17 protein-coding genes are annotated in these 18,826 nt (G+C 51.7%); 13 read left to right on the top strand and 4 right to left on the bottom strand.

The genetic code is table 11. The annotated features are described in order from the left end of the window. Positions 1 to 104: 104 nt before the first annotated feature. Positions 105 to 1,508, bottom strand: a complete 1,404-nt coding sequence (locus N7387_RS03310) for an MFS transporter (RefSeq protein WP_262861592.1) — start codon at positions 1,506 to 1,508, stop codon at positions 105 to 107. A gap of 562 nt (positions 1,509 to 2,070) precedes the next feature. Here N7387_RS03310 and N7387_RS03305 point away from each other — a divergent pair. From N7387_RS03305 to N7387_RS03290, 4 genes are all read left to right on the top strand, one after another. Beyond that, a complete protein-coding gene (locus N7387_RS03305; RefSeq protein WP_262861597.1) occupies positions 2,071 to 3,291 on the top strand; it encodes an ABC transporter substrate-binding protein in 1,221 nt (406 codons plus the stop codon). Then, positions 3,288 to 5,291 carry an ATP-binding protein gene (locus tag N7387_RS03300; protein WP_279796878.1) on the top strand — a complete coding sequence of 668 codons (2,004 nt, stop codon included), beginning with the start codon at positions 3,288 to 3,290 and terminating at the stop codon, positions 5,289 to 5,291. Before N7387_RS03305 ends, N7387_RS03300 begins: the two co-directional genes overlap by 4 nt. Continuing rightward, on the top strand, positions 5,284 to 6,531 hold the full coding sequence (locus N7387_RS03295; RefSeq protein ID WP_262881796.1) for a sigma-54 dependent transcriptional regulator: 1,248 nt from the start codon (positions 5,284 to 5,286) through the stop codon (positions 6,529 to 6,531). Before N7387_RS03300 ends, N7387_RS03295 begins: the two co-directional genes overlap by 8 nt. 400 nt (positions 6,532 to 6,931) lie before the next feature. Next, positions 6,932 to 8,080, top strand: a complete 1,149-nt coding sequence (locus tag N7387_RS03290) for a porin (protein WP_025152549.1) — start codon at positions 6,932 to 6,934, stop codon at positions 8,078 to 8,080. A 427-nt stretch (positions 8,081 to 8,507) separates the two neighbouring features. Here N7387_RS03290 and N7387_RS03285 read toward each other — a convergent pair whose 3' ends face one another. Then, positions 8,508 to 9,458 carry a nucleoside hydrolase gene (locus N7387_RS03285; protein ID WP_279796874.1) on the bottom strand — a complete coding sequence of 317 codons (951 nt, stop codon included), beginning with the start codon at positions 9,456 to 9,458 and terminating at the stop codon, positions 8,508 to 8,510. Between the two features lie 179 nt (positions 9,459 to 9,637). After that, entirely contained in the window at positions 9,638 to 10,201 is a 564-nt protein-coding gene (locus N7387_RS03280) for a tyrosine-type DNA invertase (protein WP_262861211.1), read from the bottom strand. A gap of 653 nt (positions 10,202 to 10,854) precedes the next feature. Between N7387_RS03280 and N7387_RS03275 the strand changes: the two genes are divergently transcribed. The 9 genes from N7387_RS03275 to N7387_RS03235 all read left to right on the top strand — a co-directional run bounded on the left by N7387_RS03275 (position 10,855) and on the right by N7387_RS03235 (position 18,309). After that, positions 10,855 to 11,382, top strand: a complete 528-nt coding sequence (locus N7387_RS03275; protein WP_025152552.1) for a fimbrial protein — start codon at positions 10,855 to 10,857, stop codon at positions 11,380 to 11,382. 69 nt (positions 11,383 to 11,451) lie between these two features. Beyond that, positions 11,452 to 12,009, top strand: coding sequence for a fimbrial protein (locus tag N7387_RS03270; protein ID WP_045138877.1), 558 nt, complete (start codon positions 11,452 to 11,454; stop codon positions 12,007 to 12,009). 21 nt (positions 12,010 to 12,030) lie between these two features. Next, positions 12,031 to 14,688, top strand: a complete 2,658-nt coding sequence (locus tag N7387_RS03265; protein ID WP_279796869.1) for an outer membrane usher protein — start codon at positions 12,031 to 12,033, stop codon at positions 14,686 to 14,688. Continuing rightward, entirely contained in the window at positions 14,685 to 15,443 is a 759-nt protein-coding gene (locus tag N7387_RS03260; RefSeq protein WP_262862377.1) for a fimbria/pilus periplasmic chaperone, read from the top strand. Before N7387_RS03265 ends, N7387_RS03260 begins: the two co-directional genes overlap by 4 nt. A gap of 18 nt (positions 15,444 to 15,461) precedes the next feature. Continuing rightward, entirely contained in the window at positions 15,462 to 15,998 is a 537-nt protein-coding gene (locus N7387_RS03255; RefSeq protein ID WP_279796867.1) for a fimbrial protein, read from the top strand. Positions 15,999 to 16,009: 11 nt separating this feature from the next. Further along, positions 16,010 to 16,492 carry a fimbrial protein gene (locus N7387_RS03250; protein ID WP_025152557.1) on the top strand — a complete coding sequence of 161 codons (483 nt, stop codon included), beginning with the start codon at positions 16,010 to 16,012 and terminating at the stop codon, positions 16,490 to 16,492. A gap of 10 nt (positions 16,493 to 16,502) precedes the next feature. Further along, entirely contained in the window at positions 16,503 to 17,048 is a 546-nt protein-coding gene (locus N7387_RS03245) for a fimbrial protein (protein ID WP_262861206.1), read from the top strand. 19 nt (positions 17,049 to 17,067) lie between these two features. Beyond that, complete coding sequence (locus tag N7387_RS03240; protein ID WP_279796862.1) at positions 17,068 to 17,886, top strand: adhesin; 819 nt, start codon at positions 17,068 to 17,070, stop codon at positions 17,884 to 17,886. Between the two features lie 66 nt (positions 17,887 to 17,952). Continuing rightward, a complete protein-coding gene (locus tag N7387_RS03235) occupies positions 17,953 to 18,309 on the top strand; it encodes a helix-turn-helix transcriptional regulator (RefSeq protein ID WP_262861204.1) in 357 nt (118 codons plus the stop codon). A gap of 150 nt (positions 18,310 to 18,459) precedes the next feature. Here N7387_RS03235 and N7387_RS03230 read toward each other — a convergent pair whose 3' ends face one another. Then, positions 18,460 to 18,795, bottom strand: a complete 336-nt coding sequence (locus N7387_RS03230) for a zinc ribbon domain-containing protein YjdM (RefSeq protein ID WP_025152572.1) — start codon at positions 18,793 to 18,795, stop codon at positions 18,460 to 18,462. Positions 18,796 to 18,826 lie beyond the last annotated feature (31 nt).

The raw sequence follows: 18,826 nt of genomic DNA, 5'->3' as shown, positions 1-18,826 counted from the left end.
GCTGAGATAAAAATCCCCCTGTGTTGCCACAGGGGGATTTTTTTTATCAATAACGTTCCTGATGTCAGCGCCGCGGCGCGAAAGGGTAAACGAACAGGGTGAAATCAGTTAGCAGAAGCAGGTTCTAATGTCACTTTTTTGGTTTTTTCTTCTGACAGTGCCTGCTGACGGTTACGTTCCAGTTCCAGCGCACCGAAGTGAGACAGAATACAGAAGATGATGCAGCAGACGATACCGCCTAACAGCAGATAGAAACCGCCGTGCCAGCCCATACGGTCAACAATGAAACCGAACAGGGTGGTTCCCAGGGTTGCACCCAGGATGTAGCTCATGAAACCGCGTAAACCTACCGCAGAACCGACCGCGAAGCTCGGGACGATTTCCATGGTCTGCACGGATGCCAGGAACTGAGGCACATAAATCAGGCAACCGACAACCGCCGCAAAGAAGGTGACAACGGCCAGGGACTGGCTCTGCCAGTAACCGATCAGGCAGAAGAAAATCAGGGTCATACAGACGATCGCCAGCGGCATTCTGCGGCCTTTGAACAGTTTGTCTGTCAGCCAGCCTGCCAGCAGGGTGGACGGAATCGCTGCCCATTCGAAGAACAGGAAAGCCACACTCATCTGATCTTTACTGAAGTTTTTCTCGGTCAGCAGGTAAATCGGCAGCCAGCTGATGATCCCGAAACGCACCATGTACACGAACACGTCAACAAACGAGACATACCAGGCGTTTTTGTTTTTCAGCACATAGGTGCAGAAAATCTGAAATGCAGACATATTTTCCGGAGACTGCTCTTTCTGCGCGTCAGATAACACCACTTTTTCTTCCGGCATCATTTCCGCCAGCGCCGGTAAGCCTTCCTGTTCCGGAGAACCTTTACCCAGCAGCAGGACGATCACCGCGAAGATCACCGCGATAACCGCCGGAACCGCATAGCTGGCCGCCTGCCAGTGCTCAGTACCGAGAACCGCGAAGGCTGCCCCCACGATTGGCGCAACGATACCGCCGCCGACGTTGTGGGAGATATTCCAGAAAGCCCCGATACGACCGCGTTCACGGCGCGGGAACCATTTGGCGATAGTAATAAAAGAAGGACCGACGCCCATGCCCTGGAACAGGCCGTTGAGGGCAACGAAACCGACGAACAGCCAGAATGCGCCGCTGAAGCCCATACCGAGGTTAACAACGGCACAGAGGATCAGACCAAAGGCCATAAACGCTTTCGGGCTGGCTTTATCCGCCAGGCTGCTCATAATTCCTTTACTGATCCCGTAAGTGATCAGCATGCAGCTGGTTAACATACCGATCTGCGTAGTGGTCAGATCGAGGTTTTCTTTCAGATACGGCGTGGAGAGCGTAAAGTTATTGCGGACAATATAATACGCTAAGTAACCGAGGAACACGCTGAGCAATGCCTGAACGCGATAGCGTTTGTAAGTGGCAGGCACTTTTTCAGGTGCGACTTTATTTTTTGCCATAGCCGGCTTTAAAAATGACAGCATAATTTCACCTGCAGAAATGTATTTTAAAATAGGATTACTGTGTGTATGGTCTTTTTTTTTCTGACAGGGCCATCATGTTCCGGCTGAATAAATATCTCAATATCATGGTTTTGAGTCACTTTTGACTCAATATGAAATAGAAGAGGTATAAAATGACACAAATAGGTTTATGGGTATGTTTGTTTTGTATCACTATGAAAAACATTGTGAAATTAATAAGGTAAATGATAAGTAAAAATGAATGAATCGCTTTTATATTGAACGTAAAGGCTTTTATTCTTATTTTGTTGTTGCGGTAATTTATTGCTATTATTGTTTCCTGCATTGTTATTATCTGTTTATGGCGATGATTTAAAATATCACGTCAATTACCGTGCCTGTTTGTTATTTTCTTTACTATCTGCCGCGCAGATGCCGGTAAACAAACGGGTAATATTTGTCTCAAACGGGCTTTTGCGACAAACTGAAAAAGATGTCATTTTTTTGATGTGAATCACACCCCGCAAACGAATACAGAACTCAGCTTATGCCACAACGCCGAATCCGCCGCTTTGCGGCCAGTATGATAACCGCCGCCTCACTGATATTCAGTCTGTCAGCATCCGCGAAACCGGATGAGCTGGTGATTGCCACCACCCTTTCACCGGAAGCGACTGCTCATATTATCAGCAGCTGGCAGCAGCAGCCCGGCGCCGTCCGTATCCGGACCATTAACCGCACCAGTGCGGCACTGGAGCGTCTGCTGGATACCCCGGCACTGGAAAATGTTGATCTGGTGGTGACATCGTCGCCGATGTTATTACAGCATTTACAGGAGCATGACCGGCTGGCAGAACTTCCGGATCTGCCGGATGTTTCCCGGCGTCTGGTGCCGCTGCGGCTGCGCGATAATGCGGCTGCGGTGGCATTTTCCGGTTACGGCATTCTGGTGAATAAACGGCGGATGACGGAAAACAATCTGCCGGTGCCGGCATCGTGGGATTCCCTGACCGACAGCCGCTATCAGGGGTTGCTGCTGATGAGCAGCCCGTCACGCTCGGACACCTATCATCTGATGGTCGAATCGCTGTTACAGCAGCGCGGCTGGGATGAGGGCTGGGCGCTGCTGCTTAATGTTTCCGGGAATCTGGCGACTATCTCATCACGCAGTTTCGGTGTGGCGGACAAAATCAAAGCCGGGCTGGGCGGGGCCGCACCGGTGATTGATAACTACGCTTGGCTGCTGCTGGGTGACCCGGAGCTGGCTTTTAATTATCTGCCGGATTCCGCCACATCCCCGACCTTTGTTGCAATAAGCCGCCACAGCCTGAATAAAGAGAAGGCCCGCGCCTTTATCCGTTTTCTGCTCAGTGAGCAGGGGCAGAACGTGCTGGCAGACAGCAGCACCGGTAAATATCCGGTCACACCGCTGCCGCAGGGAAATCCGCGTGAGCCGGTGCAGCGCCGCCTGCTGAATTCCCCGCATCAGATGGATGAGAATCTGGTGCTCAAACGTCAGCGTATGGTACAGCAGCTGTTTGATACCGCGATCACCTTCCGTCTGACGGAATCCATCGATGCCTGGCGTGCCCTGTATACCGCCGAAGCCCGGGTGAAGCATCCGCTGCCGCATATCCGTGCGCTGCTGACCGCCATGCCGGTCTCTGTGCAGGCGAGTACCGACCCGGCTTATTATTCGCGTTTTGACGATAACCGCAAAGCGGAGGAAGAGTATATCCGCTGGCAGAAATTCTTCCGCGAACAGCAGCGCAAAGCGATTGCTGAACTGGAGAAAGTCCGGTGAAACAACGTATTGCCCGTTATATCGGTCGTTTCAGTATCAGTGCTATCCTGCGCGGCGCGTTTGTGATCGGCACACTGATGACACTGATTGTCAGCTGTGTGAGTCTGTATGCCTGGCAGGCGCAGAACCGGCAAATACGCTACGCGCTGGGCGATTATTTTCCGCGTATTCAGGCGTCGTTTCTGATCGAGGGACAACTGAACACGCTGGTGGATGAATTGAATGAGTTTCTGAAAGCGCCGGATACGGCGGCCCGTCTGCAACTGCGTAACCAGATCACCCTGCATCTGTCGCAGATTGAAGCGATCAACCGGAAACTGAGCGGTCAGGATCAGGCTCAGATAGCGGCGATTGTGCAGCAGGGGCAGGCACTGTTGCAGCGCCTCGATAATGCTCTGTATACCTTGTTTCTGGCGCGGGAAAATGTAAACACACTGTCCGCGCGGATCGCCTGGCTGCATGACGATTTCAATACCGAACTCAGTTCGCTGTCACAGGATATCAGCTGGCAGCAGGGATCTCTGCTGGATCAGATAGAGCAGGAGCCGTCCCGGGCTATCGCCTTACAGGGCAGCCTGCGCAAAGTGCAGGGGGAGTTACAGCTGATCTATACCCTTGCCCGGCTGGAGGGGCAGATTATGGACGATCTGACCGGGCGTCTGCGTGACGAGCAGAATGAAAACACGGAAAGCAGCGCGGATTCGCACAGTTATGTCCGCTATCTCACCTATCTGAAGTCCGGTGCGGAATCAAACGAAACGGCGCTGGATATGTATCCGAGCACCGTGACACTGAGTCAGACCATTGATGAGCTGCTGGATATCGGCCTGGCTGACAGCAAAATGCCCGGTGTGCTGAAAAATTACCGCGCGGCAAAAGCGGAGCTGGCGGCTGCCACAGCAGAAAAGGATCGCATTCTGGAGCGGTTCCGCACTCAGCTGGATGTGCAGCTGGATAACAGCCACAGTCAGTTACAGACTCTGAATCATCATCTCTCCGGTATTATGAGCTACAGCGGCACCATCATTATTATTACCGCGCTGCTGGCATTATTACTGGCGGTGATTTTTAACCACTATTTTATCCGCACCCGGCTGGTCCGGCGCTTTACGGTGCTGAACCAGGCGGTTGCACGGATCGGACACGGGGATCTGACGGCGGATATTCCGGTTGAGGGGCGGGATGAGATCGGTCGTGTGGCCATGCTGCTGCGTCAGACCCTCAATCAGATCAACCGGCAGAAAGCACAGCTGGAGCAGGAGATCACCGACAGAAAAGCCATTGAGGCTAATTTACGCGCCACACAGAATGAGCTGATCCAGACCGCCAAACTGGCGGTGGTCGGGCAGACCATGACCACCCTGGCGCATGAAATCAATCAGCCGCTGAATGCATTATCCATGCACATTTATATGGCGAAGCGGGCACTGGCGGCAGACGGAAACACTCATGCCGTGAATGCCCTGAATAAATCCGCGCAGCTGATCACGCGCATGGACGGTATTATCCGCTCTCTGCGTCAGTTTGCCCGGCGGCGGGATGACGGCGCGACATTACAGCCGATTGATTTGCACCGGAGCATTCAGGATGCGTGGGATATCCTGGCACTGCAGAACAAAATGCGTGATGTCACTCTGCATCAGCCTGACTTTCTGCCGCAGGTGCAGGGAGATACCATCGGTATACAGCAGGTGCTGGTCAATATGCTGTCCAATGCGCTGGATGCCTCACCGGCAGCGGCGGAAATTGTTATCGATTTTGCGGAATCCGGTGATGAAATTTCCCTCTTTATCAGTGATAACGGCAGCGGCTGGCCGATAGAACTGGCGGATTCACTGATGAAACCCTTTACTACCAGTAAAGAAATCGGTCTCGGGATCGGCCTGTCGGTCAGCAGTTCGATCATGCAGCAGCTGGGCGGCAGTCTGCGGATCGCATCCACACTGACCGGTAACGGATGTGTGATCCTGAGTTTTAAAAAGGTAACTGAATATGCTTGATGATAACTACGATATCTTATTAATTGATGATGATACGGATGTGCTGGAAGCTTATTGCATGCTGCTGGCGCAGGCCGGATATCGTGTTTATGCCTGTCATGACCCGCTGGCGGCAAAAGAGCTGGTTCACCGCGACTGGTGCGGCATTGTGCTCAGTGATGTTTGTATGCCGGGATGCTCCGGTATCGATCTGATGGCGTTATTCCTGGAAAAAGACAAATACCTGCCGGTACTGCTGATCACCGGTCACGGCGATGTGCCGATGGCCGTGGAAGCCGTCAAACAGGGGGCATGGGATTTTCTGCAGAAACCGGTGGATCCGGAGCATCTGCTGACCCTGACAGAAAAAGCCCTGGCTGCCCGCAGGCAGCGGGTCACCCAGCGCCGCTGGAGCTCAGAACAGCTGACACTGAATCTTGCCGGAGAAAGTGAATGGACAGAACATGTCCGTCAGCAGCTGCGCGGACTGGCAGAAACCCATGCAGCGGTCTTTTTGCACGGTGAGCCGGGGAGCGGCCGCACCTATCTGGCGCGTTACCTGCATCAGATCAGCAGCAATAAACGCGGGCCGCTGGTGATCAAAACCCTGCTCAGTGATGAAGCGATCCCGCTGGATGCCTGGCTGGATGAAGTGACGGACGGCACACTGGTGATCAAAAATATCGATCTGATGCCGCTCAGCCAGCAGCGCTGGCTGGTACAGCACATCCGTCAGGAGCAGCGGACATTCCGCCTGATCGGGATTGCTGACACGCCGCTGATTATGCTGACTAAACAGCAGAAGATTATTGCCGAACTCTATTACTGTTTCTCGATGACACAGATTACCTGCCTGCCGCTGTCCCAGCGCAAAGCCGATATTGCACCGATATTCCGCTATTATCTGGAACAGGCCTGTTCCCGTCTGAATCATCCGCTGCCGAACCTCGCGGAACCGCTGGTGAAAAAACTGACCCGGCGGCACTGGCCGGGCAATGTCAGTGAACTGGCGAATGCGGCGGAGCTGTATGCGGTCGGGATTATGCCGATGGGCGATACCGCGAACCCGCTGCTGCCGTCCGTGGCCCCCACTGCGCTGGATCAGCGGGTGGAGAGCTATGAGCGGCAGATTATCACTGAAGCGCTGAATATTCATCAGGGGCGGATTAACGATGTATCCGAATATCTGCAAATCCCGCGTAAGAAACTCTATCTGCGCATGAAAAAATACGGGCTGGATAAGCATCATTACCGTATATGACATAAACTAATCTGATGATTTTTTGCCTTGAGCCGGTTTATGCAAAATAAACCGGTTTTTTTGTTTATTTTCACCGCTTTTTAATTTAAAAATTTTGAATGATTTATTCGTATTATTTTAACGATACGGTTAATCGTCAAATATAGCGCCTATCACCAATGTAATCATCATGATTAGCGATTCGTGCGCTTTCTGTGGCTGTTATTTAACAATAAATGCTTTGTGTTTGACACTGTTTGTCACATTATGCATGCAATAAGTGCTTTTTTTGACATATATTGCTATTTATCGCCAAATGAAGCTGTAATCGTGTTGTAATATGAACTTTCAGGGTGAATAATCTACAAGGCTTTATGTCAATAGAGTCAGAGAGTAGTGGTTAATATAATAGGAATATAAAATGAAAAAGACATTATTAGCTGTATTAGTCCCGCTTGTTGCATTAAGCGGCGCTGCAAACGCGGCAGAGATTTATAACAAAGACGGTAATAAACTGGATCTGTACGGTAAAGTCGATGTTCGTCATTTATTCAGCGACAATGACCACTATGGCGACAGCCAGAACGGTGATGACTCCCGTTTCCGTATCGGTCTGAAAGGTGAAACTCAGATCACTGATCAATTAACCGGCTTTGGTCGTTTCGAAAACGAAATCAAAACCAACGGCACTGAAGGCGAAAACAAAAACCAGGTTCGTTTAGCTTACGCGGGTCTGAAATTCGCTGAGTTCGGTTCACTGGACTACGGCCGTAACTACGGTGTTATCTATGACACCAACGCATGGACCGATGTGCTGCCAATCTTCGGTAACGACACCATGACCCAGACCGACGTCTACATGACCGGTCGTGCTGCAAACCTGCTGACTTACCGTAACTCTGATTTCTTCGGTTACGTTGACGGCCTGAGCTTCGCATTACAGTATCAGGGTGCGAACGACGATAACTCTATCGCTAACCGTGGTTCTCACAACACAATCAACGATACCTACAGCTACGACAACACCGCTAACGGTGACGGTTTCGGTTTCTCCACCGCGTATGACATCGGCTGGGGTGTGAGTGTTGGTGGCGCATATTCAAGCTCCGCACGTCCGCAGGGTCAGAAAGACAACCTGGCAAGCGGCGCGCTGGGTGACCGTGCAGAAGCATGGAACTTCGGTGCTAAATACGACGCTAACAACCTGTACCTGGCTGCAGTTTACGGCGAAACCCGTAACATGACTCACTACGGTAATAACGATGACAACCGTGGCTTAACTGCTAACAAAACTCAGAACATCGAGTTAGTGGCTCAGTATCAGTTCGATTTCGGTCTGCGTCCGTCCATCGCTTACCTGCAGTCTAAAGGTAAGAGCCTGAGCGGCGGTTATGGCGACGACCAGGATCTGGTTAAATATGTTGATTTAGGTGCGTACTACTACTTCAACAAAAACATGTCTGCACTGATCGACTACAAAATTAACCTGTTAGACGAAAACGATTTCACCCGTGGTACCGGTATCAATACCGACAACGTACTGGGCTTAGGTTTAGTTTACCAGTTCTGATTTAATTCAGAGAACATATAATGAAAAAGGAGGCGAAAGCCTCCTTTTTTTATATCTGAAGATCAGTGAAATAATCACTTAAAAAACTGTCATGGCGGGAAGTATTATTATTTTACTTTTCTTCAGACGGTAAAAAAGGAGGCGGTTGCCTCCTTTTTTGGCTTATTGCTTGTAATTTGAATCGACACAGACAAATCACCAATAAGAATTTGTTCGAACGCTGTAATAATAGTTCATATCAGGATAAAACATTTAACTATTGATGTGATTTTGGGTTTTTTATTTGTTCATTTTGTGCTTATGATTAATTAAGACAGAATGTAAGGAAGTATGAATAATATTTTTGATGATTTGTGCTTTACCGCCGGAGGGGGGAACGATCAGATTGTTTTATATATTGTGCCGGCGAACCGGCACATCTGCAGGGTCATGCGACCCGGACATCTCCGATCCGGCGCAGGGCATCAGTGACCAAATCCCAGAAGCGGGTATGATCCAGTTTTACGGCGACTTGTGTCAGACAATCCGCAGGAGCCGGTGCCCGGAAATCCGCAACGGTCATACCGAGCGTCAGTGTGCCGGTCAGCTCTACGTCCAGCGGCACTTTGCAGGTGGTCATGACGGACGGATCGATCACATACGCAACTGCACAGGGGTCATGTACCGGCGGGTAATCAAATCCCTGAGCGCTTTTGTACATGGTGCCGAAGAATTCCAGCAGTTCGAGCACAAACTGCGCCGGCGCTGTGCCGACAGCCGCGATTTTACTGACAACTTCCGGGGTTGCCAGTGCCTGATGTGTCAGATCCAGCCCTACCATAGTAAGCGGCCAGCCCGCATTAAACACAATGTGTGCCGCTTCGGGATCTATTTTGATATTGAATTCCGCAACCGCACTCCAGTTGCCGGTGTGATAGCCGCCGCCCATCAGCACCACCTCGTTGACCCGGTCAATAATGCGCGGCTCCAGCCGGGCGGCCAGCGCAATATTCGTCAGCCCTGCCGTCGGCACCAGGGTAATGGTTTTCGGCGGATGCGCCATAATGGTATCAATGATCAGCTGCACCGCATGGCGCGGATCCAAAGCCAGTACCGGCTCCGGTAAAACCGGCCCGTCGAGACCGGAATCACCGTGAATATCCGGTGCGGTTTCAATCTCCCGGATCAGCGGGCGCGGGCAGCCCGCCGCAAACGGAATACCGGTAATCCCGGCAATACGGGCAACCGCCAGTGCATTGCGTGTCACTTTCTCCAGTGTCTGATTGCCGACCACCGTGGTGACCGCCAGCAGATCAATCTGCGGATTACCGTAAGCAAGTAAGAGTGCGATGGCATCATCATGGCCGGGATCGCAGTCAAGAATGATTTTTTTCTTCACATATTCCTCTTTATTTTTCCGTTTACATGCACTGCTATGTTACACACTCTGTACCCGGAAAAATAATAACCCGCCCGAAGATCTGAGCGGTGACCGGATAATCACAGGAACAACACAATAACAGCGGAAAATAATGCCTGTTTTCGGGAACAGAGAAAGTTCAGAGACGGGTTACCGGATTATCCGCGGAGAGGATCCCAGATTTGCTGAAAACGTTTTGAATTACTGGCGGTATAAATAACAGTATGAGAAATATTCCGGTGCCCCAGATAATCCTGAATCAGACGGGTATCACGGCCGAGATCCGCAAGGGAATAGCCGCAGGCATGGCGCAGCATATGCGGATGCGGTGCCACGGAAATATTGGCCGCCTTGCCGTACTGTTTTAATAAGGTATGCACCTGCTGACGGGAAATTGCCCCGCTTTTCTGCGATAAAAATACCCACTCCAAATCCCGGTTACGCCAGGTATTTCTGATATTCAGCCATGCGACCAGCGCATTATATTCAACATCGATAAGCGGTTGTGTGGTGGAAAGCCCGCCTTTCAGACGCCGGACATAAATAAGGCGGCTGTCCAGATCAATATCAGAAAGTGACAGATGACATAATTCACTGACGCGGAAACCGTGCAGATAGCACATTAAAATCATGCAGTAATTCCGTTCGGCATACCGGCTTTTCCCGGCTTCTTTCAGGATGGCGTCAACCTCATAACGGGTCAGAAACTTACGTTTGTCCATGATTTATTCCTGTTTATTGTCCGATAATTTCATAAAAACCAGAGATATCACTATAGCAAGTAATAAAAATGAATAAAGACAACGGACAGGAAAGAAAGTACTACAAAGTGTTTACGTATTGACAATATATTCATAAAAACCAATCAGGAATTGGCCTTTTTTAATCTGAGAGTGATCAGTTTAAGACTTCTGTAAAGAGGTAAATATTCTCAATTTAAAAAAAGACAAAATACATCAAATTGTTTGTAATTATCACTAAAGGTTTCACCTTAGTCAAATACTGATGGGTTAGTCAAATTATCAACACATAACTCATTAATTTTTAAAAGGTTAATATTTTATTCTGCCGGGTGGCGGCTGTCTGCTTCAGGGCCATCATTATTTTTTACAGCGCTTAAAAACAGAGAAGGGTAGAAACGTGATATTCACCTGTTTTACGTGATAAAAAAGAACAGCTTTCTTTATTTTTTTGCGATAACAGCGATTCATTCTTAACGGGACAATTTGATGTATTTTGTCCCGTTTTTTTATATATCCGTATAACGGAACAGACATATTCATCAAATAACGATAACGCCGCGCGGTTTCATATTTCCGCGTGTGACTGCGTTATTTTTAATATCAAAAAAGCAGAACGTAATATAGGAAATAACATGACTTTGAATAAATTAGCATTAGTGCTGGGCTTTGGTATGTCTGTGGTTGCAGGTGCGGCGTCTGCTGCTGATCAGGGACACGGTACTGTTAAATTCACCGGCTCAATTATTGACGCACCTTGCTCTATTACACCTGATACCGAAAACCAGACTGTTCCGTTAGGCCAGATCTCCACTGCCGCACTGAAAGACGGCGGCCGCAGTAATTCCCGTGATTTTAAAATCGCATTAGAGAATTGCACAACAGAAACCTACAAAACCGTACAGACCACATTCACCGGTTCTGAGGCCGCTGATATTCTGGCCGGTTCCCTGGGTATTGAAGGGATCGCCAAAAACGCAGCCGTTGTTATTACCGATGCGGGCGGAAAACAGATCAAATTAGGCACACCAAGCGCGGCGCAGGCACTGCGTGATGGTAATAACGATCTGAACTTCGCGGCGTATTTACAGGGTTCTTCTGCTGAAGCAGCGGTCCCGGGTGACTTCACCGCTATCGCGACATTCGCACTGACTTATCAGTAATTAATGCCGGTGCGGTTCAGGGATGAGCCGTGCCGCTTTTCAGTTGTGTGCGTTCAGCGGAGGCAGGAAATGGTGAGCAGAGTCATCCCTCAGGGAGTGCTGATAACAATAGTGTGTTTTTCCGCTTATACAGCAGCAGGCGAAACGAAACAGGATGCAAAAACCAGTCTGCGTTTCGGTGCGGTACAGATGCAGGGCACAATCCTTGAGCCGGTCTGTACGATTTCCACTGCCAGCCGTGAGCAGGCCGTGGCGCTGACCGATGTTTCCGTTCCGCAGCTGCGTGATGAAGGGCAGGGACCCGCAGACTATTTCTGGATCAGGCTGACGGAATGCACCGTGCAGCCGGTGAAAGGCGGTACGGCGGATAATCTCCGTTTCCGGGTCACGTTTGAGGGCGCTGAGCAGGACGGACGTTTTCAGCTGACCGGCTCCGGCAAAGGGGCTTCCTTATCGATTTCAGACCGCAACGGGAATGAGGCGGTTCCCGGCAAACCCTTACCGCCCGCAGATATTGATCTCAATAATATGGCGCTGCGATATCAGGCGCGTCTCGTGAAAAACAGTGATGAACTTCAGTCCGGTTATTACCGGGCAACAGTGGGTTTCAAGCTGGAATATTATTAAACCGAGCTGACTGGATCCATTATGGTAATTCCGCTGAGTACCGTCTCCCGCCGGAGACTGACAGTGCTGATTTCATTTATTCTGACCGGTATCCCGCAGGCAGCTTATCCGGATAATCAGGATGTTGAATTTAATACTGATATTCTCGATGTAAACGATAAACAGAATATTGATCTGTCTGATTTTTCCCGTGCCGGTTATATCATGCCCGGCACCTACGACTTTTTTATCCGGGTGAATAACAGTGAGTTACCTGATAGTTATCCGGTCTCCTATATTGCGCCGCCGGATGATCCGAAAGGCAGTGTTGCCTGTTTATCGCCGGAACTGATGGCACAGACCGGGCTGAAACCGGCGTGGACAGAACGTATGCGCTGGTGGAATGACGGCAAATGTCTGGATACCGCGTCACTGCCCGGTATGTCGGTGTCACCTAAACTGGCGGACAGTGAGCTTATCCTGACACTGCCGCAGGCTTATCTGGAATACACCGCCGCTAACTGGGATCCGCCTTCCCGCTGGGATGAGGGGATTTCCGGCGTACTGTTTGATTACAACGTGAATGCCGGTATTAATGACCCGGCACAGGGCAAACAGACGCAGCAGGTCACCGGGAACGGGACTGCCGGGGCAAACCTCGGGGTCTGGCGTGTCCGTGCCGACTGGCAGGCCAATCTCCGTCACACCACCGGTTCCGGGGATCGCTCCGAACATAACTGGACATGGAGCCAGACCTATCTCTACCGGGCGATTGCCTCATTACAGGCAAAACTGACGATGGGGGAAACCTTCTCGCGCTCGGATATTTTCGACAACTTCCGCTATATCGGGGTCAATCTGGCCACTGATGACAATATGCTGCCGCCGAATCTGCGCGGCTATGCACCGGAAGTGACGGGGGTGGCGAAAACCAATGCCAAAATTACCGTCAGTCAGCAGGGACGGGTGATTTATGAAACTCTGGTCGCGCCGGGACCGTTCCGTATTCAGGATATTAATGATGCGGTCAGCGGCAAACTGGATGTCCGGGTGGAAGAGCAGGATGGCTCTGTACAGTCATTTCAGATGGATACCGCCAGCATTCCTTACCTGACCCGCCCGGGCCGGGTGCAGTACAAACTTGCCGCCGGGCAGCCGTCCGAAATCGGCCGCCACGGGAAAGGCCCTGTTTTTGGTATGGGGGAATTCTCGTGGGGGATCAGTAACGGCTGGTCATTATACGGTGGCTCCCTGGTTGCCGGGGACTATAACGCTGTTTCTCTTGGTGTTGGTCGTGATTTGATGGCCTTCGGGGCCATCTCTTTTGATGCTACCCAATCTTTTGCCCGTCTGCCGCAGGAAGACAAACAGTATCGCGGCGGCTCATACCGCCTGAGTTACTCCAAACGGTTTGAGGAGCTGGACAGCCAGGTCACCTTCGCCGGATACCGTTTCTCCGAACGCGACTTTATGAGCATGAATCAGTATCTGGATCGCCGCTACAGCGATAACCACGCGGATAACAATAAAGAATTGTACACCATCATGTTCAGCAAGCAGTTCCCGGATATCGGGCTGAGCACCTATCTGAACTACAGCCACCAGACTTACTGGAACCGGCCGGATAACGACAACTATAACTTGTCGCTGGCGAAGTACATGGATATCGGCAGTTATAAGAACATCAATATCAGCGTATCCGCTTACCGCAATAAATATCAGGATAAGAATGATGACGGGGTGTATCTCAATATCAGCATGCCGCTGGGGGATCGCGCCACGGTCAGCTACAACAGCATGATCAACCGTCATGGTAATTCCCATAATGTCAGTTATTACGATCGTCCGGATGATAACAACAGTTACCGCCTCGGCACCGGTCTGAGCAGCAACGGCAAAGCTTCCGTTGACGGCTATTACATGCACTATGCCGACAGCGCGCTGGTCACTGCCAGTGCCGGACATATTGACGGGGAATATACCTCAGCATCACTTTCGCTTCAGGGCGGGGTGACGATGACACCGCAGGGCGGGGCATTCCACCGCATCAATATGCCGGGCAGCGCCCGCCTGCTGGTGGATACCGGCGGCGTTGCTGATGTGCCGGTCAGAAGCACCGGTGCACTCAGCTATACCAACCGCTTCGGGAAAGCCGTTCTGCCGGATATGAATAATTATTTCCGTAACAGTGCCGCCATCGATATCAACAAATTGCCGGAAAATGCGGAAGCACGCCGCTCTGTTCAGCAGCTGACGCTGACCGAAGGCGCTATCGGCTACCGTCAGTTTGATGTGCTGTCAGGACAAAAAGCCATGGCCACTATCCGTCTGGCGGACGGCAGTGCGCCGCCGTTCGGTGCCGTGGTGACCTCGGCGGATAACCGCGAACTGGGAATCGTCAATGATGGCGGGCAGGTGTATCTCAGCGGTATCAACAGCGGGGATATTCTGACGCTGCGGCGCGGCAGTGAGGCTGCATGCCGCATGACGGTACCGGAACTTGCACCGGGACAGGCGCTGTACACCCTGTTGCTGACCTGCGGCGCAGAGCCGCAATCCGTCCCGGAAAAACCGCAGCCGGTTGCGCTGCCGCCTTCCCCGCCGCCGGCTGACCGCCCGCAGCAGGGAAAATGGCTGAATATCACAGGCCGGGCAGACCCGGTATCTTCCACACGTAACGCAATGAGTGATTCATTATGATGTCAGTTAAACAAACCCGTCTCTCTGTTCTGGCTGTTGCCGCTGTATTGCTGGCCTCAGCACAGTCGCACGCGGCGATTGCGCTGGACAGAACCCGCGTCATTTTCAACGGAGCGGAAAAATCGGTCAGCCTGAATGTCAGCAATCTGAATAAAGAGCTGCCGTATCTGGCGCAGGGATGGATTGAGGATCAGAACGGAGAAAAAATTTCGTCGCCGCTGGTGGTTCTGCCGCCGGTGCAGCGTATTGAGCCGGGTGATAAAAGTCAGGTAAAAATTCAGGCGTTACCGGCGATCGCCGCCCTGCCGCAGGACAGGGAAAGTGTCTTCTATTTCAATCTGCGGGAAATTCCGCCGCGCAGTAACCGGCAGAATGTCCTGCAAATCGCCCTGCAGACCCGCATCAAACTGTTTTACCGCCCGGAAGCTATTTATGCCTCACAAACGGATCTGACGAATCCGTGGCAGGAAAAAATCACTCTGACGCGCCGTGGTGATCACTATGAAGTCCATAACCCGACCGCGTATTACGTGACGATTGTCGATGCGCTCAGCGGGCTGGGCGGCAAAAGCCTGAACGGGTTCTCCCCGCTGATGGTGGCACCGAAAAGTCAGGGCACACTCGGTCTCAGTGCATCTGCGCTCGGCAGTGCGCCGGTGCTGAGTTATATCAATGACTACGGCGGCCGTCCGCAGTTGCAGTTCAGTTGCAGCGGCACAGAGTGCCGTGTGACAAAAACGGCAGCCGGTAACTGAGCAGACAGGGGATAAACCATGGATGAGCGGATCAGAAAACAGCGTTTCCTCCGGCGGACACTGGCGGTTGTGCTCTGTATCTCTGCGGGAAGTGCGGCTGCACTGCCGGAACGGGTATCCGGTATCCGGGGCGTGCCCGGGATCACCTATATCACTATCCGCGGCAATGTGATTGCGCCGCCGCCGTGTGTCATCAACAACGGCAATACCATCCTGGTGGATTTCGGGGAGGTGATGAGCACCCGCATTGACGGTCAGCGCTACAAACAGCCGGTCAATTACACGGCGGAGTGCGCAAAGATGCCAACCAATGCCATGACGCTGGCTATCACCGGCAATACCGCCGGGTTTGATGCCGGATTACTGCAGACCGAAATCGCCGGGCTGGGGGTGCGCATGCTTTATCAGGGGCGGCAGCTCAATCCCGGTGAGAAAGTGAAATTTACTTATCCGGTCTTTCCGGCGCTGGAAGCGGTACCTGTCCGTGATATGACGGCGGTGCTGACCGGCGGGGATTTCTCGGCGGTGGCAACACTGGAACTGGATTATCAGTAAGGAGCCTGAACATGGCAAAACATTACCGGCGGTTACTGATACTGCTGCTGTGTGCCGCAGCGGGCAGCGCAGCCGCTCCGAACATGAAGCTGTTTGGCACTCTGCTGGTGCCGCCCGCCTGCACAATCAGTGACAACGGCGTGATCGATGTGTTTTTTGGTGACAACGTCGGCGTGCATAAAGTGGATGGTGTCAATTACACCCGGGCGGTCAATTACACCCTGGTGTGTGAGGATAATATCAAGGGCTGGGATCTGGGATTATCGGTCACCGGCCCGGTCAGCGGGTTTGATGATGCGGCTTTACAGACCAACATCCCCGACCTGGCGATCCACCTGACGCAGAACGGAAAACCGTTCACGCTCAACAAACGCATAGCGGTATCACCGGACAACCCGCCGGTGATTCAGGCGGTGCCGGTAAAACGGCCGGGCAGCACACTGCCGGAAGGTGCATTTGATGTGACCGCCACACTGCTGGCGGAATATCAGTAGGAGCAAGGCAATGAATGAAACAGTAAGACGCTTTTTTATCAGTACCTGCGGTGTGCTTCTGTTATCTCTGCCGGGGGCGGATGCCGGAGCTGTCCCTGACAACCTGTATTTTCACGGCACGCTGGTGGATGAACCCTGCACGATACATCCGGGGGATGAAACCGTGGAACTGCCGTTCGGCAATATCCCTGATAAAAACCTGTACGCCTATCAGCGGACACCGTCAAAAGAGTTTCAAATCCGGCTTTCGGAGTGTGATACCTCCATCGGCAAGCGGGTCACGGTGATGTTTGCCGGGGATGAAAATCCGTTTATCGGCGGGGCGCTGGCCATTAGTCCGGGCAGTCAGGCGGAAGGGATTGCGGTCGGGCTGGAAAATGCGGACGGCACGGCGCTGGCGGTCAATGAAGTATCACCGCAGATCACACTGAACGACGGACTGACGCTGCTGAATTTCCGTGCCTATGTGCAGGGCGAACCGGATGCATTGGCAAACAAAACCATTAAACGCGGGCCGTTCAGTGCCATTGCGACATTTCATCTTAATTATGACTGACGGGTAACCGGGACTCGCTATGAACAGATTTATCAAAATAACAGTGGCGGTTGCGCTGCTCTGGTCCGCTTCGGCGGGGGCATCCATCTTCTCTTATATCACGGAATCCTCAGGGAAACCGACGGATGCGGTTTACACCTACATTATCGAACGCTGGGATCCGGAAGACCCTTCTGCCCCTAATCCCTGCTACGGCTGGTCTGTCTGCTGGATCAATATCAACCACAAACATGATGTGGATGGTTCTCCCGGCTCCTCCACCAAATCCATTGTCCGCGTGGAAAAGCTGAAAACGCTGGCGGAAGTACGCGATGCGGTTTTGAATAATATCTCGCTGCCCTACCAGGGAAAAGCAGAACACAGAGGGCCATCGCTGAATTCTAATCAGGAGTGTGTGGGGCTGTTCTATGAATCCGCATCAGGCGGCTGGTCGAAGAACGGTCGTCTGCTGCCGGGATCATTGTGCGGTATCGCGCCGCCGCCGGTGGGGGCCTGTGAGGTAACCAGCGGCTCAGTGATTCTGGATTACGGAGATATTGATGAAGTCAGTCTGCCGGATGCGGCCCGCAATCAAAATATCACCGTCACCTGCAATCTGGATATGAATATCCTCGTGATCGCCTCCGGCTCAGACAGCGGTCGTGTCCCGCTGCGACCGGATAACAGCCTGTATGCGGATCTTTATCTTAACGGCAATCCCGGCGAGCGGGGTGCGCCCATTCATGTCCCGGCCGGTGGTGCGACTAAGGTGGATGTGAAATCGGTACTGAAAGTGAACGGACGGGTTGCCCCCGGGGCTTTTGAAGGATCCGGATCCATCATTCTTGTTATGCCGTAATTTCTTATTTTCTTTCATGGTGCTGCGGAACCCGGCAGCATTGTGAGCCCGGAAGGAGACTGAAATATGATTACAGAAGATACTGATTTAACCGTGAATAAATCTGTCGGCTACCGGATCTTCCGCAAGCGGAAAGAACTGGGCTGGTCCGGCAGCCGCCTGGCAGACCATCTCGGGATCAGCCAGCAGCAGTTCTCGCGTTATGAGCGGGGATGCAGCCAGATTAATGTCAGCCTGCTGGTCAGGGCGGCTGACGTTTTACAGACACCGGTCAGCTGGTTTTTTGCTGATTGTCCGGATACGCGTTCATACCGCGAATGCGTCCGGGGGAAAGCGGATATTTATACGGCGGAATCTGTTCCGGAATATGGATTATCCGTACCCTCCCGGTACAAAAGGAAACCGGATGAAATAAAGCAATAAATAATCTATCTGATTATTATCAGCGATTGTGTGTATTTAAACAGAACAGAAAAATAAAAGCGGCTCCGCCGGTATGGCGGAGCCTCAGATTGTTGGCAAAGTCCGGGAAAAAACAGGCCGGGATTTTGTCAGCAATCTTATATCAGGCAATCAGTTCTTTTTCACAAACTCAGATTTCAGTTTCATCTGACCAAAGCCGTCGATTTTACAATCGATATTGTGGTCACCTTCCACTAAACGGATACCTTTGACTTTTGTGCCGATTTTCAGCATGGATGAGCTGCCTTTGACTTTCAGATCTTTAATGACTGTCACGGCATCACCGTCCGCCAGTAAATTACCGTTGGCATCTTTGACAATCAGCTCATCACTTTCTGCTGCCGGTTCGGCATCATTCCACTCGTGGGCACATTCAGGGCACACATACATTGCACCGTCTTCATAGGTGTATTCAGAATTACATTTCGGACATGAAGGTAATGACATAATGAGACTCTCAGATTTTCACAATGGGGAG

This window comes from Morganella sp. GD04133, assembly GCF_029835375.1.
GTDB lineage: Bacteria > Pseudomonadota > Gammaproteobacteria > Enterobacterales > Enterobacteriaceae > Morganella > Morganella morganii_B.
Note: the sequence above shows the minus strand (reverse complement) of the source record. Positions and strands in the feature narration are given on the sequence as shown.